This is a genomic window from Micromonospora sp. NPDC048905, assembly GCF_040649655.1.
GTDB lineage: Bacteria > Actinomycetota > Actinomycetes > Mycobacteriales > Micromonosporaceae > Micromonospora.
Genome location: NZ_JBEZFV010000003.1, coordinates 459,109 through 483,488, shown reverse-complemented (window position 1 = coordinate 483,488; position 24,380 = coordinate 459,109). Strand labels below are relative to the sequence as shown.

Annotated in this window: 25 protein-coding genes and 1 tRNA gene; 7 read left to right on the top strand and 19 right to left on the bottom strand. The window is 71.1% G+C overall.

Features of this window, described 5'->3' with window-relative positions; translation table 11 throughout:
• Positions 1-69: 69 nt before the first annotated feature.
• From AB0C01_RS10470 to AB0C01_RS10450, 5 genes are all read right to left on the bottom strand, one after another.
• Positions 70-1,026, bottom strand: a complete 957-nt coding sequence (locus AB0C01_RS10470) for a hypothetical protein (protein ID WP_357570902.1) — start codon at positions 1,024-1,026, stop codon at positions 70-72.
• Positions 1,023-1,379: a PadR family transcriptional regulator gene (locus tag AB0C01_RS10465; RefSeq protein WP_357570901.1), complete on the bottom strand. Its 357-nt coding sequence runs from the start codon at positions 1,377-1,379 to the stop codon at positions 1,023-1,025. The genes AB0C01_RS10470 and AB0C01_RS10465 overlap by 4 nt, the downstream gene beginning before the upstream one ends.
• 244 nt (positions 1,380-1,623) lie before the next feature.
• Positions 1,624-2,187 carry a histidine phosphatase family protein gene (locus tag AB0C01_RS10460; RefSeq protein WP_357570900.1) on the bottom strand — a complete coding sequence of 188 codons (564 nt, stop codon included), beginning with the start codon at positions 2,185-2,187 and terminating at the stop codon, positions 1,624-1,626.
• A gap of 224 nt (positions 2,188-2,411) precedes the next feature.
• The gene (locus AB0C01_RS10455; RefSeq protein WP_357570899.1) at positions 2,412-3,125 is read right to left on the bottom strand and encodes a DUF6518 family protein; all 714 of its coding nucleotides are present in this window, start codon (positions 3,123-3,125) and stop codon (positions 2,412-2,414) included.
• A gap of 199 nt (positions 3,126-3,324) precedes the next feature.
• Positions 3,325-3,408: transfer RNA gene (locus AB0C01_RS10450), tRNA-Tyr, on the bottom strand.
• Between the two features lie 147 nt (positions 3,409-3,555).
• On the opposite strand from AB0C01_RS10450, the gene AB0C01_RS10445 reads away from it, so the two are divergent.
• Positions 3,556-4,050 (top strand): YajQ family cyclic di-GMP-binding protein, encoded by a 495-nt coding sequence (locus AB0C01_RS10445; RefSeq protein ID WP_357570898.1) that lies wholly within the window; start codon positions 3,556-3,558, stop codon positions 4,048-4,050.
• A gap of 504 nt (positions 4,051-4,554) precedes the next feature.
• On the opposite strand, the gene AB0C01_RS10440 is transcribed toward AB0C01_RS10445, so the two are convergent.
• From AB0C01_RS10440 to AB0C01_RS10405, 8 genes are all read right to left on the bottom strand, one after another.
• A complete protein-coding gene (locus AB0C01_RS10440) occupies positions 4,555-5,814 on the bottom strand; it encodes an MFS transporter (protein WP_357253619.1) in 1,260 nt (419 codons plus the stop codon).
• Between the two features lie 136 nt (positions 5,815-5,950).
• Positions 5,951-6,826 (bottom strand): zinc metalloprotease HtpX, encoded by an 876-nt coding sequence (htpX, locus tag AB0C01_RS10435; RefSeq protein ID WP_357253621.1) that lies wholly within the window; start codon positions 6,824-6,826, stop codon positions 5,951-5,953.
• 112 nt (positions 6,827-6,938) lie between these two features.
• Positions 6,939-8,426, bottom strand: a complete 1,488-nt coding sequence (locus AB0C01_RS10430) for an NADH-quinone oxidoreductase subunit N (RefSeq protein ID WP_357570897.1) — start codon at positions 8,424-8,426, stop codon at positions 6,939-6,941.
• A complete protein-coding gene (locus tag AB0C01_RS10425) occupies positions 8,423-9,931 on the bottom strand; it encodes an NADH-quinone oxidoreductase subunit M (protein WP_357570896.1) in 1,509 nt (502 codons plus the stop codon). The genes AB0C01_RS10430 and AB0C01_RS10425 overlap by 4 nt, the downstream gene beginning before the upstream one ends.
• 55 nt (positions 9,932-9,986) lie before the next feature.
• Positions 9,987-11,918, bottom strand: a complete 1,932-nt coding sequence (locus AB0C01_RS10420; RefSeq protein WP_357570895.1) for an NADH-quinone oxidoreductase subunit L — start codon at positions 11,916-11,918, stop codon at positions 9,987-9,989.
• Complete coding sequence (gene nuoK, locus AB0C01_RS10415; protein ID WP_357253629.1) at positions 11,915-12,277, bottom strand: NADH-quinone oxidoreductase subunit NuoK; 363 nt, start codon at positions 12,275-12,277, stop codon at positions 11,915-11,917. The genes AB0C01_RS10420 and nuoK overlap by 4 nt, the downstream gene beginning before the upstream one ends.
• Positions 12,274-12,834 carry an NADH-quinone oxidoreductase subunit J gene (locus AB0C01_RS10410; RefSeq protein WP_357253631.1) on the bottom strand — a complete coding sequence of 187 codons (561 nt, stop codon included), beginning with the start codon at positions 12,832-12,834 and terminating at the stop codon, positions 12,274-12,276. The genes nuoK and AB0C01_RS10410 overlap by 4 nt, the downstream gene beginning before the upstream one ends.
• A 25-nt stretch (positions 12,835-12,859) precedes the next feature.
• Positions 12,860-13,474 carry an NADH-quinone oxidoreductase subunit I gene (locus AB0C01_RS10405; protein WP_357253633.1) on the bottom strand — a complete coding sequence of 205 codons (615 nt, stop codon included), beginning with the start codon at positions 13,472-13,474 and terminating at the stop codon, positions 12,860-12,862.
• A gap of 66 nt (positions 13,475-13,540) precedes the next feature.
• On the opposite strand from AB0C01_RS10405, the gene AB0C01_RS10400 reads away from it, so the two are divergent.
• On the top strand, positions 13,541-14,140 hold the full coding sequence (locus tag AB0C01_RS10400; protein WP_357253635.1) for a Uma2 family endonuclease: 600 nt from the start codon (positions 13,541-13,543) through the stop codon (positions 14,138-14,140).
• On the opposite strand, the gene AB0C01_RS10395 is transcribed toward AB0C01_RS10400, so the two are convergent.
• Positions 14,121-14,549: an ester cyclase gene (locus AB0C01_RS10395; protein WP_357253637.1), complete on the bottom strand. Its 429-nt coding sequence runs from the start codon at positions 14,547-14,549 to the stop codon at positions 14,121-14,123. The two genes, AB0C01_RS10400 and AB0C01_RS10395, sit on opposite strands and share 20 nt — an antisense overlap.
• 116 nt (positions 14,550-14,665) lie before the next feature.
• On the opposite strand from AB0C01_RS10395, the gene AB0C01_RS10390 reads away from it, so the two are divergent.
• Positions 14,666-15,685, top strand: coding sequence for a glutathione S-transferase C-terminal domain-containing protein (locus AB0C01_RS10390; RefSeq protein WP_357570894.1), 1,020 nt, complete (start codon positions 14,666-14,668; stop codon positions 15,683-15,685).
• A 224-nt stretch (positions 15,686-15,909) separates the two neighbouring features.
• On the opposite strand, the gene AB0C01_RS10385 is transcribed toward AB0C01_RS10390, so the two are convergent.
• Positions 15,910-16,872: a complex I subunit 1 family protein gene (locus AB0C01_RS10385; RefSeq protein ID WP_357253641.1), complete on the bottom strand. Its 963-nt coding sequence runs from the start codon at positions 16,870-16,872 to the stop codon at positions 15,910-15,912.
• Positions 16,872-17,678, bottom strand: coding sequence for an NADH-quinone oxidoreductase subunit C (locus AB0C01_RS10380; RefSeq protein ID WP_357253643.1), 807 nt, complete (start codon positions 17,676-17,678; stop codon positions 16,872-16,874). Before AB0C01_RS10380 ends, AB0C01_RS10385 begins: the two co-directional genes overlap by 1 nt.
• Positions 17,679-17,783: 105 nt before the next feature.
• Here AB0C01_RS10380 and AB0C01_RS10375 point away from each other — a divergent pair, with 105 nt between their 5' ends.
• Complete coding sequence (locus AB0C01_RS10375) at positions 17,784-18,830, top strand: glucose 1-dehydrogenase (protein WP_357570893.1); 1,047 nt, start codon at positions 17,784-17,786, stop codon at positions 18,828-18,830.
• A gap of 16 nt (positions 18,831-18,846) precedes the next feature.
• On the opposite strand, the gene AB0C01_RS10370 is transcribed toward AB0C01_RS10375, so the two are convergent.
• Positions 18,847-20,163, bottom strand: a complete 1,317-nt coding sequence (locus tag AB0C01_RS10370; RefSeq protein ID WP_357253647.1) for a DUF2252 domain-containing protein — start codon at positions 20,161-20,163, stop codon at positions 18,847-18,849.
• Positions 20,164-20,385: 222 nt separating this feature from the next.
• On the opposite strand from AB0C01_RS10370, the gene AB0C01_RS10365 reads away from it, so the two are divergent.
• Positions 20,386-21,315 carry a hypothetical protein gene (locus tag AB0C01_RS10365; protein ID WP_357253649.1) on the top strand — a complete coding sequence of 310 codons (930 nt, stop codon included), beginning with the start codon at positions 20,386-20,388 and terminating at the stop codon, positions 21,313-21,315.
• Between the two features lie 53 nt (positions 21,316-21,368).
• Here AB0C01_RS10365 and AB0C01_RS10360 read toward each other — a convergent pair whose 3' ends face one another.
• Entirely contained in the window at positions 21,369-21,950 is a 582-nt protein-coding gene (locus tag AB0C01_RS10360; protein WP_357253651.1) for an NADH-quinone oxidoreductase subunit B family protein, read from the bottom strand.
• 194 nt (positions 21,951-22,144) lie between these two features.
• Complete coding sequence (locus AB0C01_RS10355) at positions 22,145-22,384, bottom strand: hypothetical protein (protein ID WP_357570892.1); 240 nt, start codon at positions 22,382-22,384, stop codon at positions 22,145-22,147.
• A gap of 260 nt (positions 22,385-22,644) precedes the next feature.
• On the opposite strand from AB0C01_RS10355, the gene AB0C01_RS10350 reads away from it, so the two are divergent.
• The gene (locus AB0C01_RS10350) at positions 22,645-23,181 is read left to right on the top strand and encodes a SigE family RNA polymerase sigma factor (RefSeq protein ID WP_357570891.1); all 537 of its coding nucleotides are present in this window, start codon (positions 22,645-22,647) and stop codon (positions 23,179-23,181) included.
• The gene (locus AB0C01_RS10345) at positions 23,174-24,376 is read left to right on the top strand and encodes a hypothetical protein (protein ID WP_357253657.1); all 1,203 of its coding nucleotides are present in this window, start codon (positions 23,174-23,176) and stop codon (positions 24,374-24,376) included. The genes AB0C01_RS10350 and AB0C01_RS10345 overlap by 8 nt, the downstream gene beginning before the upstream one ends.
• Positions 24,377-24,380 lie beyond the last annotated feature (4 nt).

Below are 24,380 nucleotides of genomic sequence, written 5' to 3'. Positions count from 1 at the left end.
GCGCCAGCTTATGGCTCACTCTCCCGTCGGCCCGCCCCTCCTGCGTTCCGCGATCGGATGCCACGCTGCTCACAGGGCGACTTGCCGGCGGGCGGCCAATCGGCTGACCGCGATGTTGATTGCCAAGACTCCGAGCACGGCTCCGAGAAGGAAGTCTCGCGGTCCGAACTCCTCCAGACCGTAAAGCACCCAATGGTTTTGCTTGTCGGCCACCATGGGCAGGAGTAGCGCCAGGAGGACTGCGCTGGCAGCGATCGATATCCGCACATCGAGCGCCGCGCCCACCAGAGCCGCCACCAGCCCCGCGGCCACGATGACCGGCAGGGTCAACTGGTCGACCCAGCCATTGAGCGGATTGGGCGTCACGACAGTGATGGTCATTGCCACGACGACAAGCCAGATCCATGGCCGCGCCGCCCGTGACTGGCGCGCCCGAAGCAGCGGCACCATCGTCAGTACGGCCAGCGCGCATGCCCACATCGAGGGCTGCATGGGCAGGTAGAGGCCCGTTCGGACCCCCAGCAGCGTGTCGAGTCCCGCCCATGGCTGCAGATACCACGGCTCATTCGCCACGGCGTACCAGATCTCCGCGCCGAAGGCGCCGATCGTCATGGCGAGCGCGAGACCGTAACGAGCCCAGGCCGCTGCGGCCAGGGCGAGAAGCAACAATGAGGGCGTGACCAGGCTCCCCTCATGCTCGTTGCTGGCGGAACCACCCTGCACCAGCATCCACAAGCGCCAGAGAAGAGGCAGAGCCGCGAGCGCAACGCCGCACACGAGCAGGGACAGCGCGGTCAATCGCAGCGCCGAGTGTCGCAGGGTCTCCCGGGAGCCGAGCCGGTCCACACCGGAGCGGACCCGCAGACCACCCAGCACGAGTGCGAGGGACTCCCGGAGCCTCGGGTGCCTCCGGTCCGTCTCGCCCGCGACCAGCAGCGTTTCCAGCATCTCGTCGGCGCGGTACTGCCGGTAGGCCCGAGGGTACGCGCGCAGCAGCCACCGGTAGCGGCGCTCCAGGCCGGTCATGCCGGCGCCGTCCGGACCGTCGCGACCGTCGACCGTACGGAACGGTCTCGAACGACCCGAGCCGCCGCGATCAGCCGCGCAGCCTCCTCGTGCAGTGCGGACAACCCGCGCTCGGTCAGCTCATACGTGCGACGGGCACGACCGTTGACCACCGTCTCCTCGGCCACCCGCACCATCTCCTCACCGGTGAGCCGGTCCAGCGCGGCGTACAGCGTCCCGGTCGTCAACCGCACTCGCCCGTCGGACAACTCCAGTGCGCGCTTGACGATGGCGTAGCCGTGTAGCGGCTCGTCCTGCAACGCGGCGAGGATGAAATATGTGGGTTCACGCATCGGCGCGGACGGCTTAGTCATGTCATCAACATAAGCAGATCATCAACGTATCGGTCAAGGTGGAACTCATCGCTCGGCACACGGAGCATCACCGCTCGTGGAATGCGCCAGGGACCCGGCCGGCGTGTCACCCGTCCTAGCCAACGGCGCAGCGCGTCTGTGCCGCCGCCCAGGGCCACTTCATCCCGACGTACGCGCGGCTGTGTGCGTACCAGAGGTTGGGGTTTTTTTGGTCTTGGCCTTGGAGGCCGGGCGCCCTCGGCCGCTAACGCCTGTCTCGCGGACCCTGATGTTCTTCCATCCGGTACTCCCAGCCCTCACGCCAGGCGAAGTCAGCGTCGACCAGGTCCTCCAGCCGGACCCCATTGATCCAATGGTCGAGGCCCCACCGAGTGGCAACGTGCCCGATCACCAAAACTCGCCGGCCCGCCCATCGCAGCGACAGATCGTCGAGAAACCGACCGACCCGGTGCACGGCCTGTCGCCAGCTCTCACCGCCTGGGTAGGGATGGTCGAGATACCGGCTGCGCCGCGCATGCAGGTCGGCGGCCGGGAGACCGTTAAGTTCCCCGTAGTCACACTCCCGCAGGCGCCAATCGTGCAGCAGGGGGATGGTGGTTCCCGCGAGGGCTATCTCGGCCGTCTCCACAGCCCTACGCAGGTCCGAGGTGAATACCGCCTCGATGCCGTCGCCTCTCCTACGCTGGCCGAGGTCGGCTGCCAGCGCCCTTCCCCGGGACGACAACCGGCCCGGCAGCCACCCGGTAGCAAGACCTCGGTCGTTGTCCTCGCTCCAGGAATGAGTCTCGAAGACGATCTCAGTCGGCATCAGGCGATGCTACTGACGAGGTAGAAACGGGTCGCTGAGGACGCCGCAGCGGCCAGGCCTGGCCCGATCGGCCGACGCCCCGACGACCAGTTTCGAGACAGACGCAGTCCGCAAGGCGCGATCGCGGCAGGCGGTACGAAAGCCGGACGGGCGAGCTGCGCCGAGGGAGAGCCGCCCACCATCTGCCCGCGGATAACACGTTGCTCTCAGGACGCCGCTCGCGGCTACAGCGTCATCCGAACCGACTCGATGAGATGCCAATTCGCGATGCTCGCCACCGTCGACACCGCGACGGCCATCAAGAAGACCCGCCGTGAGACCGGTGGCCGGCGGAGCCGTATCGCAACGAGCGCGGCTACAGCCGCAAGAAGAAGTTGCACCGCTGCCGTCCCCAGCCTCGTCCAGACGAAAGAATCCATGGGACCGACCCAGACGAACGCGATGCGCAGGACGGTGTAGGCCGCTTCCCCGGCAAGCAGCCCGAGCGCTACGCCGAGAGCGATGCCGGCGTTGCGGGTGGTGCCCGCCCTGAAGACGTGGGCGAGGTAGCCAAGCACCAATCCGCCAAACAACGAACCAGCCACCCAGAAGGCCGACGCGCGCACGACGGAGCCGAGCCCGTCCGGTGGTGGCGCTGAACCGCTGAGCCACTGCCGGCCCAGTGAGGCGATGAGGCCGTAGTAGGTCAGGGTTGCCAGGGCGAGGGTGCCCACCCCAGCGACGAGGGCGGACCTCAAGGTCGGGGCGTAGTAGCTCACGACGAGGGCCACGATGCCCCAGGCGAATCCCGAGCTGAAGGCTGGCACGAGAAACCTACCCACGGTTTCCGGCACGAGGTCGGCGATGAAGGCCACCATCCCCATTGCGATCCCAGCCAGAACCGGGGGAATCACCTCACGCTGCACCGAGCGTCTGCCCTGCGCCACCAACTCCGTCACTTGGGAACCGCCAGGCGGACTGCGACCAGGCCCAGCGCCGACGGCGTCGCGTAGGGCAACGCCCCTGTGACGATCACTCGGACATTCTGGCCCGACACCGCAGCGTCAGTCAGATAGGCAGGCGGGCGAGTCAACAACAGCAGGAGACAGCAAAGGCCCCTGACTTGCGTTTTCGCAGGTCAGGGGCCTTGCCGCTCCCTGGTGGCGGGTAGAGGATTCGAACCTCTGAAGCTTTCGCGACGGATTTACAGTCCGCTCCCATTGGCCGCTCGGGCAACCCGCCAGGGCACCCCACCGCGTCGTAACGCGGCGGCGGAAGCAAGGATAGCGGCTCCCCCCGGTGCCGACGCAACCGGGTACGGTCAGGGGGTCGTGCCGCTGGTCGGTGGCCGACTGCAGGCCCAGACCGCCGGACAGCAGGAGCAGAAACATGGCAGCGAACCCGTCGTTTGACATTGTGAGCAAGGTTGACCACCAGGAGGTCGACAACGCCGTCCGGCAGGCGGCGAAGGAGCTCACGACTCGGTTCGACTTCCGCGGCACCGGGGCGGAGATCTCCTGGTCCGGCAAGGAGGCGATCGGCCTTCAGGCGGAGACCGAGGAGCGTGTTCGTGCCGTACTCGATGTGTTCAAGGAGAAGCTCATCAAGCGGAACATCTCGCTGAAGGCGCTGGACGCCGGCGAGCCGCGCCAGTCCGGCAAGATTTTCAAGATCGACTGCAAGGTTGTCGAGGGTATCGAGCAGGACAAGGCCAAGGCCATCAGCAAGAAGATTCGCGACGAGGGCCCCAAGGGCGTGCAGGCGCAGATCCAGGGCGACCAGCTGCGCGTCACCGGCAAGAAGAGGGACGACCTCCAGGCCGTCATCGCGCTGCTCAAGGGCGAGGATTTCGGCGTCGCCCTCCAGTTCGACAACTACCGGTAAGGAAGGCTCGGCCGGCCTGGTCATTGGGGCCGACCACGCCTTGCCACCTGGGCAGACGTCGTCACACGTGGTCGTCGTTGGTCACGCACGATCGACCTGCGACGGCCTGGACCTGGTCCTCGTCGACCCGCCGGCTCCGACCCAAGCGGGGTGTCGACCGATGCGGTTTCCGAGGCCGCCGGAACGGCGTGACGATCAGGGCTGTGAGAGCCTCTCGAGGTGTCCCGTGCGCGTTTGCTGGCGGTCGTCGGAGTCCTCCTGTTACTGGCTTCGTGTCTGCTTCCCTGCCTTACGTTCTGGAATTACGGGATCACCCTGCCTGATCAGGACCCGACGCCCGAGGTCATCCAGCAGGAGAACGCGGAAGCCCTCGCGTTCGAGCAGAGGTTTCAGACCGCATCATGGGTTGCCGGCGCTCTGGCAGTTCTTGGTCTGGCTGCCCTGATCTACGCGCGGAAACACCGCCGGAGGGCCACCGGAGCCTGACTACCGAACGTCGAGCCGTCAGACCGGGACGAGGTCTTCGGCGCGTACCGCTGTGGTTTCGGCGCGGGCGATGGGTCCGGCGGGCAGGGCGGCGACCGCGGCCCCGACGGCGACGGCCGCCCCGGCGAACAGGAACGCCCACCGGACGCCACCGGCGTGATCCACGATCAGGCCGGCCACCGAGCCGCCGGCCGCGCTCGCCGCGACCGCGACGGTGACCACCCAGGTGTACGCCTCGTTCAGCATGCCGGCCGGGGCGATCCGGCCGACCAGGGTGTTCTCCAGGGTCAGCGCGGGTGCGATTGTCGCTCCGCCGACGATCAGGGCGACGCCCAGCGCCAGCGGGGTGGGCATGACCGCGAACACGGCGAAGGTGGCGGCCAGCGCGGCGAGCAGCAGGGCGAACTGCCGGGTCATGTTCTTCGCCGGCTTGCGGACGCCGAACCAGAATCCGCCGATGGCGCTGCCGATTCCCCACACGGCCAGGAGAAGCCCGGCCAGGCTCTCCGGGTCGCCGGTGGTGTGGCCGCTCGCGTACGCCGGGACGATCACCCCGGCGGCGCCGAAGGCGATGCCCAGGCCGGCCACGCAGACCAGCAGGGCGGGGAAGCCGGCGACCCGCAGCGGGCCGAGCCCTCGGGCGTGGTGTTCGCGCGGGTGCGGACGCCAACCGCGCATCACCCGGCCGAGGGCCACGGCGGTGGTGCCGACCAGGGTGACCACTGCCGCTCCGATCAGCGCGGCCGCCGCGTCGGCGACGAGCACGAAGCCGGCGACGAGCAGCGGGCCGAGCACGAAGACGATTTCGAACAGTGAGGTCTCGGCGGCGAGCGCGGTGTTGCGCAGGGGGTAGCGGCCGGATCCGGGGCCGGTGAGGTCGTTCCAGGCGCCACGGATGGCGGCGGTGAGCGGCGGGTAGGTGGCGCCGGCCACGCCTGCGGCGAGGTAGATGGCGGGGAGCGCGTCGTCGCCCGAGCGGCTGGCCAGCAGCAGCCCGATGAGCGCCAGCGGATGAGCCACGGCGGTGACCAGCAGGACGGGGCTGGGGCCGACCCGGTCGGCGATCCGCCCGGCCACCGGGCTGAGGGCGGCGCCGGCGACTGCGTAGATCCCGCCGGCGATGGCAGCCAGCGCGTATCGCCCGGTCACCTGTTCGACCACCAGCAGCAGCGCCAGCGGGGTCATGCCGATCCCGAGCCGCCCGACGATGCCGAGGATCAGCAGCATCGGGGCGCCGGGGATCCGCCAGACACCCAGGTACTGACGCAGCGCGGCCACCGGAAACCTCCAGAGATGTAATGAGCGTGAGCCGTTACGACCCTAACGCGACCGCCGTGCCGGCAGACAACCGAAATACAGCACTCCGCCCGTATCCGCTGTTGGCGGGTACGGGCGGAGGCGGTGAATCAGCGGGTCAGCGTTGGAACTGCACCGGCCCCGCGTTGGCGGCCATCTGCTCCAGCCGTGCGACGCGGTCCTCCATCTTCGGGTGGGTGGAGAAGAGCGCGGCCATGCCGCCACCCCGGAACGGGTTGGCGATCATCAGGTGCGCGGTACTGGTGAGCTGGCCCTGGGCCGGCAGCGGCCGACGTCGGGCCACCGCGTCGATCTTGCGGAGCGCGCTGGCCAGGGCCAGCGGGTCACGGCTCAACTCGGCGCCCGAGGCGTCCGCCTGGAACTCGCGACTCCGGCTGATCGCCAACTGGATCACGGTCGCCGCGATCGGGCCGAGGATCAGGGTGAGTAGCAGCACGGCCGGGTTCGGACGGTCCTCGTCGTCCCCGCCGCCCAGCGGGATGAAGAAGGCGAGGTTCGCCAGCAGGGTGATGATGCTGGCCAGACCGGCCGCAACGCTGGAGATCAGGATGTCCCGGTTGTAGACGTGGGACAGTTCGTGCCCGATCACACCACGCAGCTCGCGGTAGTCGAGGATCTCGGTGATGCCCTGGGTCACGCAGACGGCCGCGTGCTGCGGGTTACGACCCGTGGCGAACGCGTTGGGCTGCGCGGTCGGACTGACGTACAGGCGCGGCATCGGCTGCCGGGCGTCGGTCGCCAACTCCCGCACCATCCGGTACAACTCGGGGAACTGTGCCTCGGTGACCGGTTGCGCGCCCATCGAGCGCAGTGCGAGCTTGTCGGAGTAGAAGTAGGTGACGCCGTTCATGACAAGTGAGATGAGGACGGCGATGACCAGGCCGCCACTGCCACCGAACCCGTAGCCCACCGCGAGGATCAGCGCGGAGAGCAGGCCGAGCAGTGCGGCGGTCTTCAGACGGTTGTGGTGCACGATCTCTCCTTCGGTGCACGGATCGCCGGGATCCGCTGACCGGTGCAACAACCCGGTACCCGCCAACCATCCGTCTCAACGCTGAGAGTTCACTGAGACCGACCTTCGCAGGTCAGCGGCGCGCGACGTCGAGCACCAACTGCGGGGCGAAGCCCAGCACCACGGCGGCCACCGTCGTCACCGCCAGCACCACGGCCACCACACCCACCAGGGGTACGGCGGCAGTGCCGCCGCCATTCGGGGCGGAGCGGAGCGTGGGCGTCCAGAGGGCGGCGGTCACCCGCAGGTAGTACGCCAGCCCGATCACCGCGTTCAGCGCCACCACCAGCGCCAGCCAGGCCGCCCCACCGTCGAGCAGCGCCCGCACCACTGTCACCTTCGCGAACAGGCCGGCCAGCCCCGGCGGCAGGCCGGCCAGGCCCACCAGCGCGAGACCGAGCGCCGCAGCCCGCCACGGGTGCCGGCGGGCCGCTCCGCGCAGGTCGTCAAGCGTGCCGCCATCCGCACCGGCCGGCCGCAACGCGGTCACCCCGGCGAACGCGGCCAGCTCCAACACCACGAAGAAGACGGCGTACGCCACCGCGGCGGCGTACGCGGCGGACCGTGCCTCGTCGGTGCGGCCGGCGGCCAGCGCCAACGCCCCCAGCGGGGCGAGGATGTAGCCGGCCTGCGCGACGGATGACCAGGCGAGCAGCCGGACGGTACGCCGCTGGCGCAGCGCGACCAGGTTGCCGACGGTCATGGTGAGCACCGCGAGCAGGGCGAGCACCGGGCCGGTCTGCTCCGGTGGGAGTGCCCGCTGCACCACGGCGAGCAGCGCGACGAGGCCACCCAGCTTCGACGCCGTGGACAGGTACGCGGCCACCGGCAGCGGCGCCCCGTCGTAGGTGGCCGGCGCCCAGGCGTGGAACGGCACCGCCGCCACCTTGAACGCCAACCCGACGAGCAGCAACGCCACCGCCGCGGTGGTCAGCGGCAGGTCCCGCAGCTCCGACCGCTCGGCGAGCAGCGCGCCGAGCCGATCCAGGTGCAGCCCGCCGGTCACTGCGTACAGCAGCGCCGCACCGAGCAGCGTGATGGTGGTCGCGACCACGCTGACCACGAAGAAGGTCAGTGCCGCCTCGGCGCTGGCGAGGCTGCCCCGACGTAGGCCGACAAGCACGTACAGCGGCAGGGTCAGCGTCTCCAGGGCCACGATCAACGTGATCAGGTCGCCCGCCGCGCCGAGCACCACGCCACCGGTCATCGAGCAGGCCAGCAGGAAGCAGTACTCCCCCACCGGCGACCGCCCGGCCCGCAGCGCCGGCACGGACAGTCCCAGCACACCCAGGGTGAGCAGCGCCACCACCACGCCGACCAGCGCGGCCCGCCCGCCGAAGATCCAGGAGCAGTCGGCGCCGACACAGAACGTCCGTCGCTCCCCGCCCGCGCCGACCAGTGCGGCGCCGACGGCGGTGCCGAGCGCGCCGAGCGCCGCCACCGCGATGGTGGCCCGAGGCCGGGCCAGGAGCAGGTCGGTGACGAGCACGAGTACGGCGGTGCCGGCGGCCAGGTAGGCCGGCAACAGCGCGACGCTGTCCACGCTCTGCACGCCGGTCATGGTTTGACCACCTCGATCAGGGCGTCGACGGGAGCCTCGGCGACGCCGAGGACCAGCGTCGGGGCCAGGCCGATCGCCAACGCGAGCAGCACCAGCGGCACCCACGCGGTCAGCTCCGCACCGGCCAGGCCGGGGCCGACCCGACCGACGGCGACACTCGGCCGATTGTGGGTGACCTGGCGCAAGAGGCGCAGGAAGTACGCGGCGGTGAGTGCCGCACCGACCGCCGCCAGCACCCCGAGGGTGGTCCAGAGCGGGCCGCCCACCTGGACGGCGGCGATCACCGCGAACGCCTCGCCCCAGAAGCCGGCCAGCCCGGGCAGGCCCAGCGACGCGATCGCCGCGAACGCCAGCAGACCGGCCAGCCGGGGGGCGGTCTCCCGCAGCCCGGACAGCTCGGCGAGGGTGCCCGTGCCGGTACGGTCCTTCACCGCACCGGCCAGGAAGAACAGCAGTCCGGTGATCACCCCGTGCGCGACGTTGCCGATCAACGCCGCCTGGATGCCGACGGTGGTCAGCGTGGCGACGCCCAGCAGCACGAAGCCCATGTGCCCCACGCTGGAGTACGCGATCAGCCGTTTCACGTCGGTCTGGGCCAGACAGACGAGCGAACCGACCAGGATCGCGGCGACGGCCAACACGCCGAGCACCGGCGCCGCCCAGCGCGCGCCCTCCGGCGCCACCCCCACCGCCACTCGGATCAGACCGTAGGTGCCCATCTTCAGCAGCACCCCGGCCAACACGACACTGCCCACCGTGGGGGCCTGGGTGTGCGCGTCGGGCAGCCAGGAGTGCAGCGGCCACAGCGGACTCTTCACCGCGAACGCCACCGCGAACAGGGTGAACGCGGCCAACTGGGTGCCCCTGGACATCCCCGCCCCGCCGGTCAACGCCAGCACGTCGGCGGTGCCGGTGGCCGCGACCACGACGTACACGCCGACCAGCAGCAACACCGAGCCGAAGAGCGTGTAGAGCGCGAACTTCCGGGCCGCCCGACGCCGGTCCGCGCCGCCCCAGCCGGCGATGATCGCGTACATCGGCAGCAGGACGACCTCGAAGAAGAGGAAGAACAGCACCAGGTCCAGGGCGAGGAAGGTGCCCAGGATGCCCACCTCGACCACCAACAGCAGCGCGACGAGCGCCCGGCCGCTGCCGCCGTCCGGCACCCGCCACATCGTGTACGCGCAGCAGAGCAGCGTGAGCAGCGCGGTCAACACCACGAGCGGCCAGGAGATGCCGTCGACGCCGAGGTGGAAGCGCAACTCCAGACCGGGCACCCAGGGCAGGTCCAGGTGATGCCACGGGAGCACCGCCGGCTCGTCGCCCGACCAAACCAGCCAGTCCCGACGGCCGAACACCAGCGGCACCGCCGCCAGCAGGGTCAACGCCGCCGCGACAGTCCCGACCAGCCGGGCCGCCCGGTCCCGGGGCGTCGCCGCCACCGCGACCGCGCCCAGCGCCGGCACCGCCAGCACGGCAACCAGCAACACCTGCCCAAAGCTCACTGGACCGCCTTCGATCGCGACTGCGGGGCTCGCAAACCCGGCTCACTCCTCGCGCTCACTGGACAACTCCGATCAGGGTGGCGGCCAGCCCGATCAGCAGCGCGCCGGCCAGCACGCCGGCGGCGGCCCGGGGCAGCGCCGCCCGGTGCAGCGCGGCCAGCCCCGCGCCCACACCGGTCGCGGCTCGCCCGCTGCCCTCGACGGCACCGTCCACCACCACCTCGTCACCGGCGCGGGCGACGCGGGCCAGTGCGCGGACCGGGCGTACGACGAGGGTGTGCTGGACGTCGTCGAGCCGGAACGCGCGGGCGAAGACCGGCCGCAGCGGACCCAGCGCGGCCGCCGGGTCGGCGGCCGGGTTCCGACGCCACCCCAGGGTGACCAGCGCCGCCCCGACCAGCAGGAACGCGAGCGGAAGCAGTGCCTCCGGCCCCACGTGGACCAGGCCGTCCTCGGAGCCCGCCACCGGGACGGTCGGGAACCGGAGCCGATCGGTGAACGCCCCGACGAACCCCACCAGACCGAGCAGCGCGGCCGGCACGGCCAGCAGCAGCACCGGCCAGCGCAGCAACGCGGGTGGGTCGTGCGGCCGGACCAGCGGCAGGCGTGGCGCGCCGAAGAAGGCGCGCAGCAGCAGCCGGCCCGCGTACCAGGCGGTGACGGCGACGCCGACCAGCCCGGCGATCCAGACGATCCAGCCCACCCACGACGGTGCCGGGCCGGTGCCCTCCAGCGCGGCCGACTCGGCCACCGTGAGGACGCCGTCCTTGCTCCAGAAGCCGGCCAGCGGCGGCACCCCCGCCAGCGCGCCCAGGCCCACCATGGTGCACCAGAACGTGACCGGCATGCTGCGCCGCAGCCCGCCCATCTCCGACATCAGGGTGGTGCCCACGGCGTGGATCACCGCGCCCGCGGCGAGGAACAGCAACGCCTTGAACGCGGCGTGGGTGAGCAGGTGGAACAGCGCCGCCGCCGGCGAGCCGACCGCCAGCGCGCCGGTCAGGTAGCCCAGTTGGGACACCGTCGACCAGGCCAGCACCCGCTTGATGTCGTCCTGAGCGGTGGCGGCGAGCGCGCCGAGCAGCAGGGTGATCGCGCCGAGCACCCCCAGCACCGTCAGCGTCACCGGCGCGGCCGTGAACAGCGGGTAGAGCCGGGTCACGGCGTACACCCCGGCGGCGACCATCGTCGCGGCGTGGATCAGCGCGGAGATCGGCGTCGGGCCGGCCATCGCGTCCGGCAGCCAGGTGTGCAGCGGGAACTGTGCGCTCTTGCCGGCCACCCCGGCGAGCAGCAGCAGGCCCGCGGCGGTCAACGTCGCGCTGGAGTGGTCGTGGGCGAGCACGTCGGCGATCCGGAAACTGCCCGTCGACACACCCAGCAACGCGATGCCGAGCAGGAACCCGACGTCACCGACCCGGGTCACCAGGAACGCCTTCATGGCGGCGGCGGGGGCGCCGGCCAGTCGGCGGTCGTGGGCGATGAGCAGGTACGAGCAGAGGCCCATCACCTCCCAGCCGACCAACAGCATGATCAGGTCACCGGCGACCACCACCAGCAGCATGGCGCCGGTGAAGATGCTGATCTGCGCGGCGTACGGCGGGTAGCGGTGATCGACGTCGACGTCGTCGTGCGGGCCGCGCCTCAGGTAGCCGATCGAGTAGACCTGCACGGCCAGGGCGACCACGGTGACCGCCACCGCGACAAGCGCGGCGGCGCCATCCAGCCGTACGCCGAGCGTCACCGTCAGCCCGCCGACGTCGACCCAGGTGGTCGACGTCTCCGTCGGCCCGTCGACGGTGAGCAGCAGCGCGACGGCCAGCGCCAACGCGCCGGCCGCCCCGGTGACGCCGAGCGCCACGGCCGCCTGTCGGGCCCGGCCGCCGCCTGTCGTGTCGTTGTGGCGCGGGGCCGGCGGCAACAGCAGACCGGCCAGGCCGGCGACCAGCGGTACGGCGGGCAGCAGCGCCCCGAGCAGCCCGGTCACCGGCCCCCCTCCGTGTCCAGGACGGCCGGCTCGCGCCCACCGACGGTCTGCGCCGGCTCGGTCAGCGGCACGTCATCCACGGCGACGGTGGCCCGCAGCCGGTAGAGCTGGAGGACGATCGCCAGCCCCACCCCGATCTCGGCGGCGGCGAGGACGATCACGAACAGCGCGAAGACCTGCCCGGAGTGCGGCAGCACGGCGCGGGCGGTGGTGTCCGCGGTGACCAGGATCAGGTTGACCGCGTTGAGCATCAACTCGACAGACATCAGCACCAGCACCGCGTTGCGCCGGCGCAGGACTCCGTAGACGCCGAGGCCGAACAGCAACGCGGCGGTGACGTACGGGATGACCGGCCTCACCGGCGCCCCCCGGGCAAGCTGTCGATGAGGTCGGCTGTCCGGCCGTCGCGTTGCGGGTCAGCTCGGCCGATGTCCGGCCGGGACAGCACGATCGCGCCCACCAGGGCGGACAGCAGCAGCACCGAGAGCACCTCGAACGGCAGCACCCAGGACTGGAAGATCTGCTCACCCAGCCGCTCGGCGGTGCCCGCGGCGGGCAGCGCGACGGTGCTCCAGCGGTACGCGTCGACGAGCAGGACGGTCAGCCCCAGCCCGGCGCCGCCACCGATCAGGGCGGCCGGCCAGCCGGGCCGATCCAGGTCGTCGGACGCGCCGATCGGCGCCCGGGTCAGCATCACCGCGAACAGCAGCAGGACCACCACCGCGCCCACGTAGATCAGGACCTGCACCCAGGCCACCAGCTCGGCGCTGAGCACGAGGAAGTCACCGGCCAGCGCGCCCAGGCACACCACCAGGTAGAGCCCGGCCCGGACCAGGTGCTTCGTGGTGACCACCAGCACGCCCGCGCCGACCGCCACCGCGCCGAGGGCGAGCAGCAGCACGTCCGCGCCGGTCACCGGGCGGCCTCTCCGGCTCGGGCGGTCACGTCGCGGGGTCCTGGTCGGCGTCGGGGCGTACCGATGGGGCCGGACGCGCGGCGGCGGCCTTGCGGGCGGCCGCGGTCTCCTCCTTGGCCGGCTCCCCGTTCGGGTCGTGCGCGGGTGGCGCGGGGACCGTGGCCATCCACTGGCCGAGGTGCTCCTTGTCGTGCAGCAGGTCCTTGATGTCGTACTCGGCGTACTCGAACTCGGGTGACCAGTAGAGCGCGTCGAACGGGCAGACCTCGATGCAGATGCCGCAGTACATGCAGAGCGAGAAGTCGATGTCGAACTTGTCGAGCACGTTGCGCTGCCGGGGGCGGGCGGCGCCGGGCACCACCACCTCCTCCTTGTGCGAGTCGATGTAGATGCACCAGTCCGGACACTCCCGGGCACAGAGCATGCAGACCGTGCAGTTCTCCTCCGACAGCGCGATCACGCCACGCGAGCGCGGCGGCAGGTCGGGGGCCACGTCCGGGTACTGCTGGGTGGTCGAGCGGCTGGTCATCGTCTTGAGCGTGACCGCCAGCCCCTTCACCAGGCCCGCGCCGGGCAGGCCGCGCGCGCCGCTGGCGCCGGCCGGGTCGCCGTGCTCGCTGGAGTGGGTCATGTCGACCATCCTGCCCTGTGGCCCCGGCGCGCGCGACCACCACCCACAGGTCGACGACCCTAGGGTGGACGTGGGATGCGCAAACCGGCCGGAGGATCGATGACGACCGAACTGGAAACGTTTCGCACTCCGGAGGGCGGCTGGACCACCGACGATCTCGACAGAATCCCAGACGACAATCGCCGCCGCGAACTGCTCGACGGCATTCTGCTTGTTCCACCGCCTCCGCGAACCACGCACCAGCAGGTCACGGCACGTCTCATGGCGGCGCTCGACGACATGGCGCCAGACGGGTACGACGGCGTCCACGGCGTGGAGGTGCGGCTGAGCGACAGACGGACGTTCGTGCCCGACGGGGTTATCCTCCACGCCGCAGACGACGAAGATCACCGGCACTGGTACGCCCCGCGCGACGTCGTGCTCGCCGTCGAGGTCGTCGGCGAGGGCACCGAGACACTCGACCGGCTGGTGAAGCCGGCGCTGTACGCCCAGGCCGGCATCCCCTTCTACTGGCGGATCGAGACGCAGCGTGGCGCGTTGGAGGTCGTGACCTACCGGATCGACGCGTCGAACGAGGCCTACACCGAGACCGGGCGGTGGACGACGGTCGTCGACACCGGCGAGCCCTTTCCGATCAATCTGCCGATCAGCCGGATCACGCCCCGGGTCCGCTGACGACGGTCGGTGGGAGCATCTCGACGCCGAGCTGTTGCAGCAACTGAAACAACTCGGTGCAGCTCCACACCTCGACGATCCGGCCCGCCGCGTCGAAGCGCAGGAACGTCGCACCGGAGTAGCTGGCCACCTGCCCGGTCGGCGGCACCGGCCCGAACTGCCCGGCGTGCGTGCCGGCGGCCCGCCAGTGCACGGCCACCCGCTCGCCGGCCGCCACCACGTCCACGATCTTGTAGCGCAGGTCCGGGAAGGCCGCCCGCCGCTCCCGGTGCCAGGCCAGCGTCGCCTCCGGCCCGGTGCCGCCCAGCCCCGGGCACTCCTCGGCGATCAACTCGTACGCGGACTCCTCCCGGCGCGCGTTCCACACATCGGCGATGAACCGCCGGGCCGCCGCCTCCACATCCGTCATCCCGGCAGGGTAACCGGGCCGTCCGGCCCCGGAACGGGCCAGGTTGCGCCGCACCGCACGGTGCGGCCGAAGATCCGCGAGGATGGAACGGAGGCGGCGACGAACCGGAGGATGACGTGGGCGAGGAAACAGGCGGGAAGTACGTCGAGCCGGGTGCTGAGTTCACCCGCGACCAGCGGTACATCGCCACTCGGATCACCGAGGACGGGCGCGACGGGTACCCGGTGGAGCCCGGCCGCTATCGGCTGGCGGTCAGCCGGGCCTGCCCGTGGGCCAACCGTCTGATCATCGTGCGCCGGCTGCTCGGCCTGGAGGACGCCATCTCGATGGCGGTGGCCGGGCCGACCCACGACGCCCGGAGCTGGACCTTCGACCTCGACCCGGGCGGCCGGGACCCGGTGCTCGGCATCGAGCGCATCCAGGAGGCGTACTTCAAGCGCTTCCCCGGCTACGAGCGCGGCATCACCGTCCCGGCGATCGTCGACGTGCCGACCGGGCAGGTGGTGACCAACGACTACGCGCAGATGAGTCTCGACCTGTCCACGCAGTGGGGGGCGTACCACCGCGACGGTGCCCCGCAGCTCTACCCCGAGCACCTGCGGGCGCAGATCGACGAGGTCAACGACGTGGTCTTCCGGGACGTCAACAATGGCGTCTACCGGTGCGGGTTCGCCGGCAGCCAGGAGGCGTACGACAAGGCGTACCACCGGCTCTTCGACCGGCTGGACTGGCTGACCGAGCGGCTGACCGACCAGCGTTACCTGGTCGGCGACACCATCACCGAGGCCGACGTGCGGCTGTTCACCACGCTGGTCCGCTTCGACCCGGTGTATCACGGCCACTTCAAGTGCAACAGGCAGAAGCTGAGCGAGATGCCGGTGCTGTGGGCGTACGCGCGGGACCTGTTCCAGACCCCCGGCTTCGGCGACACCATCGACTTCGACCACATCAAGCGGCACTACTACGAGGTGCACCGCGACATCAACCCGACCGGGATCGTGCCGCTCGGCCCCGACCTGTCCAACTGGGTCACCCCACACGGTCGGGAGGCCCTGGGTGGCCGCCCCTTCGGCGACGGCACCCCGCCCCCACCCCCGGCCGAGCCGGTCGACCCGGCCCACACCCCGCTGCGCTGACCGCGCGACCTCCGCACCGGACGCTCCGCGGCGCAACCTGCGGGATGTGCGGCCTGCACGGCGGCCCGCGCGCAAGATCGCGCTCGATCCTGGATCCAGTGGCCTCCCGGACCACCGAGGCCACTACAACAAGGATCGAGCGCGATCATGCGGCGCGCGAGCCGCGCGAGGCGCGATCATGCGACGTTCTCGCCGCGTGCTGCGCGGTCGCGCGGGGTTCGGTTCTACAGGGCTACGCGGACGGCTGCCGTGAGGACCAACTGGGCCAGGGAGGCGGGCACGAGGACCAGCCAGCAGAGGCGCTGGAGCTGGTCCTCACGTAGCCGGGGGTAGGACACCCGCAGCCAGATGATCACGAAGGACACCGCGAAGATCTTGAGCAGCGTCCAGAGCCAGCCCAGCTGATCGTCGGCGAACGGACCCTGCCACCCACCGAGGAACAGCACAGTGGTCAGCGCGGCGATCACCACGATGCCGACGTACTCGGCGAGCAGGAAGAACGCGAAACGCAGACCGGTGTATTCGGTCATGTAGCCGAAGACCAGCTCCGAGTCGGCCACCGGCATGTCGAACGGCGGCCGACGGATCTCGGCCAGCCCGGCGACGAAGAAGACGATCATCGCGGGTGCCTGCCAGAGCAGCCACCACGGCTGCCACGCCTCGACGATGCCCGACAGGCTGAGCGTGCCCGCGGCCATCGCCACCGAAGCGGCGGCCAGCACCAGCGGCAGCTCGTAGCCGAGCAGCTGGGCCGCTCCGCGCAGGCCGCCCAGCAGGCTGTACTTGTTGGCCGACGCCCACGCCGACATCAGCACCGCCACCACGCCGACACCGACCACGGCCAGCACGAAGAACAGGCCGATGTCCAACGGTTGCCCGACCAGGTCGTTCGGGCCGAGCGGGATGACCAGCAGCACCAGCAGGTAGGGCACCAGGGCCACCGCCGGGGCGAGCCGGAACACCGCCCGGTCGGCGTCGCGCGGGGTCACGTCCTCCTTCTGCACGAACTTGACCCCGTCCGCGACCAACTGGGCCCAGCCGTGGAAGCCACCCGCGTACATCGGACCGAGCCGGCCCTGCATGTGCGCCATCACCTTGTGCTCGGCCTGGCCGACAAGCAACGGCAGGGTGAGGAACGCGACGAGCACGCCACCCACCCGCAGCACCAGCTCCACCCAGAGCGGCATCAGGTCGTACCCCCGTCGTCGTCGGTGCGGCCGTCGCGGGCCGGCGGGTCCGCGACCGGCTGGTCGGCTGCGCCGGCCCCGTCAGCGGCCGGGCCGTCGGCGGGCGCGGCAGACCGGGGAGTACGCGCCGGACGGGTCCCCGGCGCGGGCCGCGCCGGACGCTCACCGGCCGGGCGGGCCGGGGTGCCGCCACGCGGTCCCTCTCCCACGCCACCGGCGCCGGCCGGGGTGGGCGTGGTGCCCCACTCGCCCGGCGCGGGTACGCCCGGCGGGCGGATCGGCCGACGTCCACCACCAGCCTCGGACTCGCCCGGCTCCTTCGCGCCCGGCCAGGGCTTGGCCACCCGGGAGGCGAGCACGAACTCCTTGCGCAGCGGATGGCCCTCGAACTCCGGCGGCAGCAGCAGCGGCAGCAGGTCCCCGTGGCCGGCGAAGTCGATGCCGAACATCTCGTGTGTCTCCCGCTCGTGCCAGGCGGCGCCCGGGTAGACGTCGACCACCGAGGCGACGGTGGGCGCGTCGCGCGGCAGCCGGGTACGCAGCAGCACACCGTGCCGCAGCCGCGTCGACCAGAGGTGCGCCACCACGTCGAAGCCGTCGGCCAACTCGTCGACCGCGGAGAGCCAGTCGAAGAAGTCACAGGCCAACGTGTCGTCGTCGCGCGTGGCCCGGACCGCGGTGAGCCAAGTGTCCGGCGGGACGTCCACGGTGGCGCGGGCGAACCGTTGCCCGCCGGAGACCGACGGGGTCGCCGCAACCGGCGCGAGCAGCGCGACCAGCCGAGCGCCGAGGGCTTCGGGAGTCATGTCGCTGATCCTAGTGCCGGTCGGGTCCGCGCCTGGCCGCCGCCGAGGCCTGGTGATCTGCCGGCTTCGGGAGCGGCGCGGCCCTCGGCGGGGAAAGATGAGGTCGTGCGCGCTGTGACTGTGAAACCCGGGGTCGCCAACTCGCTGAGCCTCGTCGAGGATCAGCCGGAGCCGGCTGCCGAGGAGGGCTCTGTCCTGGTCGAGGCGCTGGCGGTGGGGATCTGCGGCACCGACCACGAGATCATCGCCGGGGAGTACGGCGAGGCGCCGCCGGGCGCCGACCGCCTGGTCATCGGGCACGAGTCACTGGGCCGGGTGATCGAGGACTCCAGCGGCACCCTGCAACCCGGCGACCTGGTGGCTGGGATCGTCCGTTATCCCGACCCGGTGCCCTGCTCGAACTGCGCGGTCGGCGAGTGGGACATGTGCCGGAACGGTCAGTACACCGAACACGGCATCAAGGCACTGGCCGGCTTCGCCCGGGACCGCTGGCGGGTCGAACCGCGGTTCGCGGTCGCGCTCGACCCGGCGCTGGCCCAGGTGGGCGTGCTGCTGGAGCCGACAAGTGTGGTGGCGAAGGCCTGGGACCACATCGAGCGGATCGGGCACCGGGCCGAGTGGCAGCCGCAGACGGTCCTGGTGACCGGGGCCGGGCCGATCGGGCTGCTGGCCGCCCTGCTCGGCACCCAGCGTGGGCTGACCGTCCACGTGCTGGACCGGAACACCGACGGGCCGAAGCCGGAGCTGGTCGCCGGGCTCGGCGCCACCTACCACACGGTGTCGGTCAACGACCTGCCCTTCGAGCCGGACGTGGTGATCGAGTGCACCGGCGCTCCCACCGTGGTCCTCGACGTCATGTGCAAGGCGGCCCCCACCGGGATCGTCTGCCTGGCCGGGGTGTCCAGCGGTGGCCGGAGCATCGACTTCGACGCCGGTGCGCTCAACCGGGAGCTGGTGCTGGAGAACAACGTGGTCTTCGGCTCGGTGAACGCCAACCGGCGGCACTGGGACATGGCCGCGCAGGCGCTGGCCCGCGCCGACCAGGTCTGGCTGGAGTCGCTGATCACCCGTCGGGTGCCGGTGAACCGGTACCTCGACGCCTACACCCCCGGGCCGGACGACATCAAGGTGGTGCTGGAGTTCGCGTCCTGAGCGACGCCCCGCCAAATCAGATGCCCGGCAGCCGGCCGTTGCGGAACAGGTCGACGAAGAGCTGGTGATCCTGGCGGGCGCGCACCCCGTACGCGTGGGCGAAGTCCACCAGGTGGGTGACGAAGCCCGACTCGTCGGCGTTCACCGCGGCCACGATCGCCTCCTCGGTGGAATAGTCCACCAGGTCGTGACTGGACTCGTCGTCGGCGACCGAGTGCATCCGGGCCACCGCCCGGCCGAGGTCGACGAGCACCCCGGTCAACTCCTCCGGCTCGTTCACGTCCGACCAGTCCAGGTCCGCGGCGTACGGGGAGACCTCGGCGACGAGCTGGCCAGCCCCGTCCAACTCGGTGAAGCCCAGCCACGGGTCGGCGTGCGCCTGCAACGCCCGTTGGGACTCGGCGGTCCGGTGCCCCTGGTGCTGGAAGTAGCCGCGGACCGACTCGTCGGTGACGTACCGCGCCACGGCCGGCACCTGCGCCTGCTTCATGTAGATGACGACGTCGTTCTCCAGGGCCTGGGTGTGCCCCTCCAACAGCAGGTTGTACGACGGCAGCCCGGCCGACCCGATGCCCACCCCCTTGCGCAGCACCACGTCCTTGATCCGCGCCGCCACCGGCCGGAGCTGCGTCGAGGCGGACGGCAGGGTGCCCAGGTAGTCCTGGAAGGCGGCGCGCACCCGGTCCCGGGTGGCGTCGTCGACCTCGAACACCCCGTCTCCGATGGAGAACCGCCGCTCGTAGTTGTCGATGGTGGTCTGTGTGGCGAGCAGGTCCACGCGGGTGTTGAGCCGGGCCTGCTGGAGCACCCGCCGCAGGACCCCGTCGGCGTTCTCCAGGGTGATCGAGCCGATCGCGTCGTCGCCGCCGGCGGCGATCGCCCGCAGCTCGGTCAGGTACGACCGGGCGAAGCCGGCGACCAGGTCGCCGATCGACGTGTCGGAGAGCGCCTTGCCGTAGCCGAGCAGCGCCACGCTTGCCGCGAGCCGGCGCAGGTCCCAGGTGAACGGCCCGACGTACGCCTCGTCGAAGTCGTTGACGTTGAACACAAGTTGCCCGGAGGCGTTCATGTAGGTGCCGAAGTTCTCCGCGTGCAGGTCACCGTGGATCCACACCCGGCTGGTTCGCTCGTCGAGGAACCGGTCGTCGGCGAAGTCGCCGAGCTGGTCGGCGTAGAACAGCGCGGCACTGCCCCGGTAGAAGGCGAACGGGGACGCGGCCATCTTGCGGAACTTGCGGCGGAAGGCGGCCGGGTCGATCGCCATGGACGCGCCGAACTCCTCGGTGAGCACGTCGACGATGTGGGCGGACCGCTGGTCCACTGAGCTGGTCATGCTGCGCAGGCTAGCCCTGCCCGGCCACCCCGTACGTCGGACGACCGCTTTGCCCTTGCGGCCGACGGATTGAGGCGAGGGGCGACGGGGTATCGCATCGCCGATTCTGGATCAAGGCGAATCGACGGTCGTGCAGGGGCAACCAAACCGTGGGTTCGCTGACGTCTATCTGGTAGCGGGCGTGTTGCGCTCCGGCTGCCATCACGGGAGGACCACATTTTCATGCTCAAGAAGACGGGGACCCTGTTCACAGCGGTACTGCTCGGCCTGACCACGTCGGTCGCCAGCACCGGCCCGGTGGCCGCCGCACCGGCCGACACCGCCGGCGGCACGCTGTCGGTGGGCAAGCTCATCCTCGACCCGACCGAACGGGGCTACCGGGGCAGCGTCCCCCTGACCGTCACCAACACCGGCAGCGAGACCCAGTACTTCTACTACACGCTGCGCGAGCCGGTGCCGGGCGCCTTCCAGCCGGGCACCAGCAACTGCGACAGCTTCGACCAGCGGGTGGAGGACAACCGCCGGGTGTTCAACTGCGCGCTGACCGACGACCTGGCCGAGTTGGCTCCGGGCGAGAGCATCCGGAACGTGGTGGACTTCCAGGTGCTGACCAACCCGCGTACGTACCCGATGAGCATGGCCGGTGGCTGGGTCGAGGTCTACTCGGCCGACGGCGACCTGGTGGCGCGCAAGGCGTTCGGCGCCCGGTTCCGTTCCACCACCGGGTCGCTGGCCCACCCCCGGCCGTACGCGCAGGACACCCGGCCGGACGCCGGCATCGAGTCGGTCGGCCCGGCGACCCTCGACCCGGAGGGCAGCGGCAACCTCTACGTGCCGGTGACCGTCCGGTACCGGGGGGACGCGCCGCACCTCGGGCTGCACGTCAAGGCCAGCCCGCTGCCGGCCGGGTCGCTGATCCAGTACACGGCGCCCTCGGACGGCCCGGTGGGTTCGGACCGCGCCCCGGTGCCCGGGCAGCGGATGATGCCCGGCGAGGTGCGCAGCTTCGGGTTGCTCGTCAGCCCGCCGACCGACCCGGCCGACGCCCGGGACGTCATCACCCTTGAAGTGACGGCCGACTGGTACGAGACGCCGGACGCCGACCCGAGCGACAACACCGCCCAGACCACGCTCGTCGCGGCCGACAACTGATGAGCGCGCGGCCGACCGCCACCCGGACTCGCCCGGCTGGCGGGCGGCCGCCGTCAGGTCGCGGAGGGTGGGCGTACCGGCGGGGCGGTGAGGGAGTCGACGGAGCGCGGGGCGGCGGCCTCGCGGGGCGGGGCGTCCAGCGGGGCGGCCAGCAGATCTCGTTGCGGCACACCGCCGAGGCCGGACTGCTCGGCGGCGATCTTCTCCTGCAGACGCAGGATGCCGTGCAGCAGCGCCTCCGGCCGGGGTGGGCAGCCGGGCACGTAGACGTCGACCGGGATGAGCTGGTCGACGCCCTTGGTCACCGAGTACGAGTCCCAGTAGGGGCCGCCGCAGTTCGAGCAGGCGCCGAACGAGATGACGTACTTCGGCTCGGGCATCTGGTCGTAGAGCCGCTTGATAGCCGGAGCCATCTTGTCGGTCACCGTGCCGGACACCACCATCAGGTCGGCCTGGCGGGGGCCGTGGGCGAACGGGATCACGCCGAGCCGGATGAAGTCGTGCCGACCCATGCTGGTGGCGATGAACTCGATCGCGCAGCAGGCCAGACCGAAGTTGAACACCCAGAGCGAGTAGCGGCGCCCCCAGTTCAACACGAACCGGATCGGCTCACCCAGCACTGCCGGTAACTGCACGACCGCCCCCTTCGTCCCCCACCGGACAGTCAACCACAGCAGCTCCGAGCCTCGTTCGTGGCTTCTCCGGGCCGCGCACGTCAGCCAACGAGGAAGGCCGGAGGGGGAGCCAGCATGACAGCCTGCCGGTCAGGCCCGGCCAGCAGTGCTGGCCGGGCCCGCTACGCAACAGTCGTCAGGCCGGTACGCAGTGCTCAGGCTGCCAGCGTGGAGCCGGGCGCGGTCAACTCCGCGACGCCCGGACCAGGACCGATCTTCCCGGGAGCACCCGGGCCGGGGCCGATGGCGAGGATCACGCCCGGACCAGGACCAATCTCGCCCGGCGCACCCGGGCCGGGGCCGATCGCCGTGACGGCTGCCGCCGCGCCACCCAGGCCGAGGGCGAGCCCGGCCGCCGCAGTCACTCCGCTGATCAGGATCTTCCGCATCGTCATTTTCTCTCCCCGTCTCGTTGGTGCTTGATGACTTGACCGTACGGAAGCGGCGAATGCTATGAAACCCACTTATAGGCATACATATAAATATTGTTGACTGATGTTCGATTCACGAATCTGTGTCATGCGACGCGTCGTCCTGGACACGACAGAAACGCCCGCAACCCGCCGGTGCGCCCGAGTGTGTGACCGGTGCTGGCGAACCACGCCGCCTGCGGCCACCACGGGGAGGACGAGTGCTTGTGACAAGAGGAGTACGGGTGGGCGGACGTCCACCGGACCCGCCGGGCAGCTCCGCGCCGAAGGCTGCAGAGCTGGTCTTCGACGACTTCTACCACGCGCACTTCCGGGGACTGGTGGTGCAGTTGACCGCGTACACGGGTGACCGTGGGCAGGCACAGGACCTGGTCCAGGAGGCGTTCTGCCGGGCGTACGCCCGCTGGGACCGACTCGCCGGATACGAGGACCCCGTGGCCTGGGTCCGCAAGGTCGCCTGGAACCTCGGCCACAACCGCTGGCGGCGGCTGCGGACCGCCCAGACGTGGCTGCTGCGGCAGCGGGAGACCTACGCCCCGGAGCCCAGCCCCGACCGGGTGGCCCTCGACACCGCGTTGGCGACATTACCGCCGAACCAGCGGCGGGCGGTCGTGCTGCACTACCTCGCCGACCTGACGGTCGCGGAGATCGCCGCCCAGGAACAGGTCGCCGAGGGGACGGTCAAGTCCTGGCTGCACCGGGGCCGGGCCACACTCGCCACCCAGCTACGCGACAGCAACGAGGAGGTGCGGGATGTCTGAGCAGGAGGCCCTCGGCCTGGCCGAAGAGTTCACCCGCTACCGCCGTACCGTCCTGGACGAGGTCGAGGTGCCCGGCCCGGCCGCCGTTCGGCGGACGGTACGAGGGCGCGGCCGGCGTCGGGTGGCGACCACCGCTGGCACGGCGCTCACGCTGTTCGGCGGGTCGGCCCTCGGGTACGCGGCGATGAACGGGCCGGACCACCGCCCGGGTCCGGTCGAGCCGACGCCCAGCGTCTCGGCGTCGCCCACGCCGAGCACCTCGGCCAGCTCGACTCCCAGCCCTTCCGCGACAAGCGCCAGCCCGACGACGCCCGTGCCGGACGGCCGGATCAGCCGGGCACAGTTGCTGGCCGCATCGGTGACCCTGCCGGCGTGGCGGCCCGGACGGGGCTGCCCGACGTCGCAGACGCGGATCTCCGCGGACGATCGGGAGGGCGTCAACTGGCTCGTGGCGCTCGACCACGGCGACGTCGACGGGGACGGCGCGGTGGAGACCGTGGCGCTCGTGCAGTGCGTGCTGGGCACCAAGGGGCCGATGCAGGTGGTCGCCTTCGACCGGGACGAGGAAGGGAAGGTGGTCACGCTCGGCCGGGTGGTCGCCACCACCATCGACAAGCCGCAGTGGCTGTTCGCGCTCGACGTGGTGGACGACGGCACGGTCCGCGTACAGGTCGGTGACATCGCGCCCGGGGGCGGCTGGAACGGCGAGTGGTCACAACGGCAGTGGCGGGGCTACCGCTGGAAGGGTGATGCCTTCGCCCAGGTGTCCGGGCCGACGAGCTTCGGCCCGAACCGGCACGACGTCAACCTTGTCGTCAGCGCCACGGACCTGGTGCTGGCCGACGCGCCGGACGGCTCTCGGGTCGGCACGGTCACCGTGCGCATCCGCAACACGACCGGACTGGCCGCCCACATGGCCTTGCGGCTCGGCCTGCCGGCGGCGGTCCGCCCGGATCGCCTTGGCTGGGCGGACTGCCGCAACGACGCGGAGACGACCCGGGAGCCGGTGACCTGCGACCTCGACGGGCTCGACGGCGGCAAGGACGTTCTGCTGACGCTGGGGTTCCGGGTCGCGGCGGGCACCACGGTCGGTACGGGCAAGGCAGACGTGAACGTGCGGCCGATGGACGCGAACTTCGACGTCGTGGAGGAGGTCTACGAACCGGACAACACAGTCGAAATCACCTACCGTTGAGCCG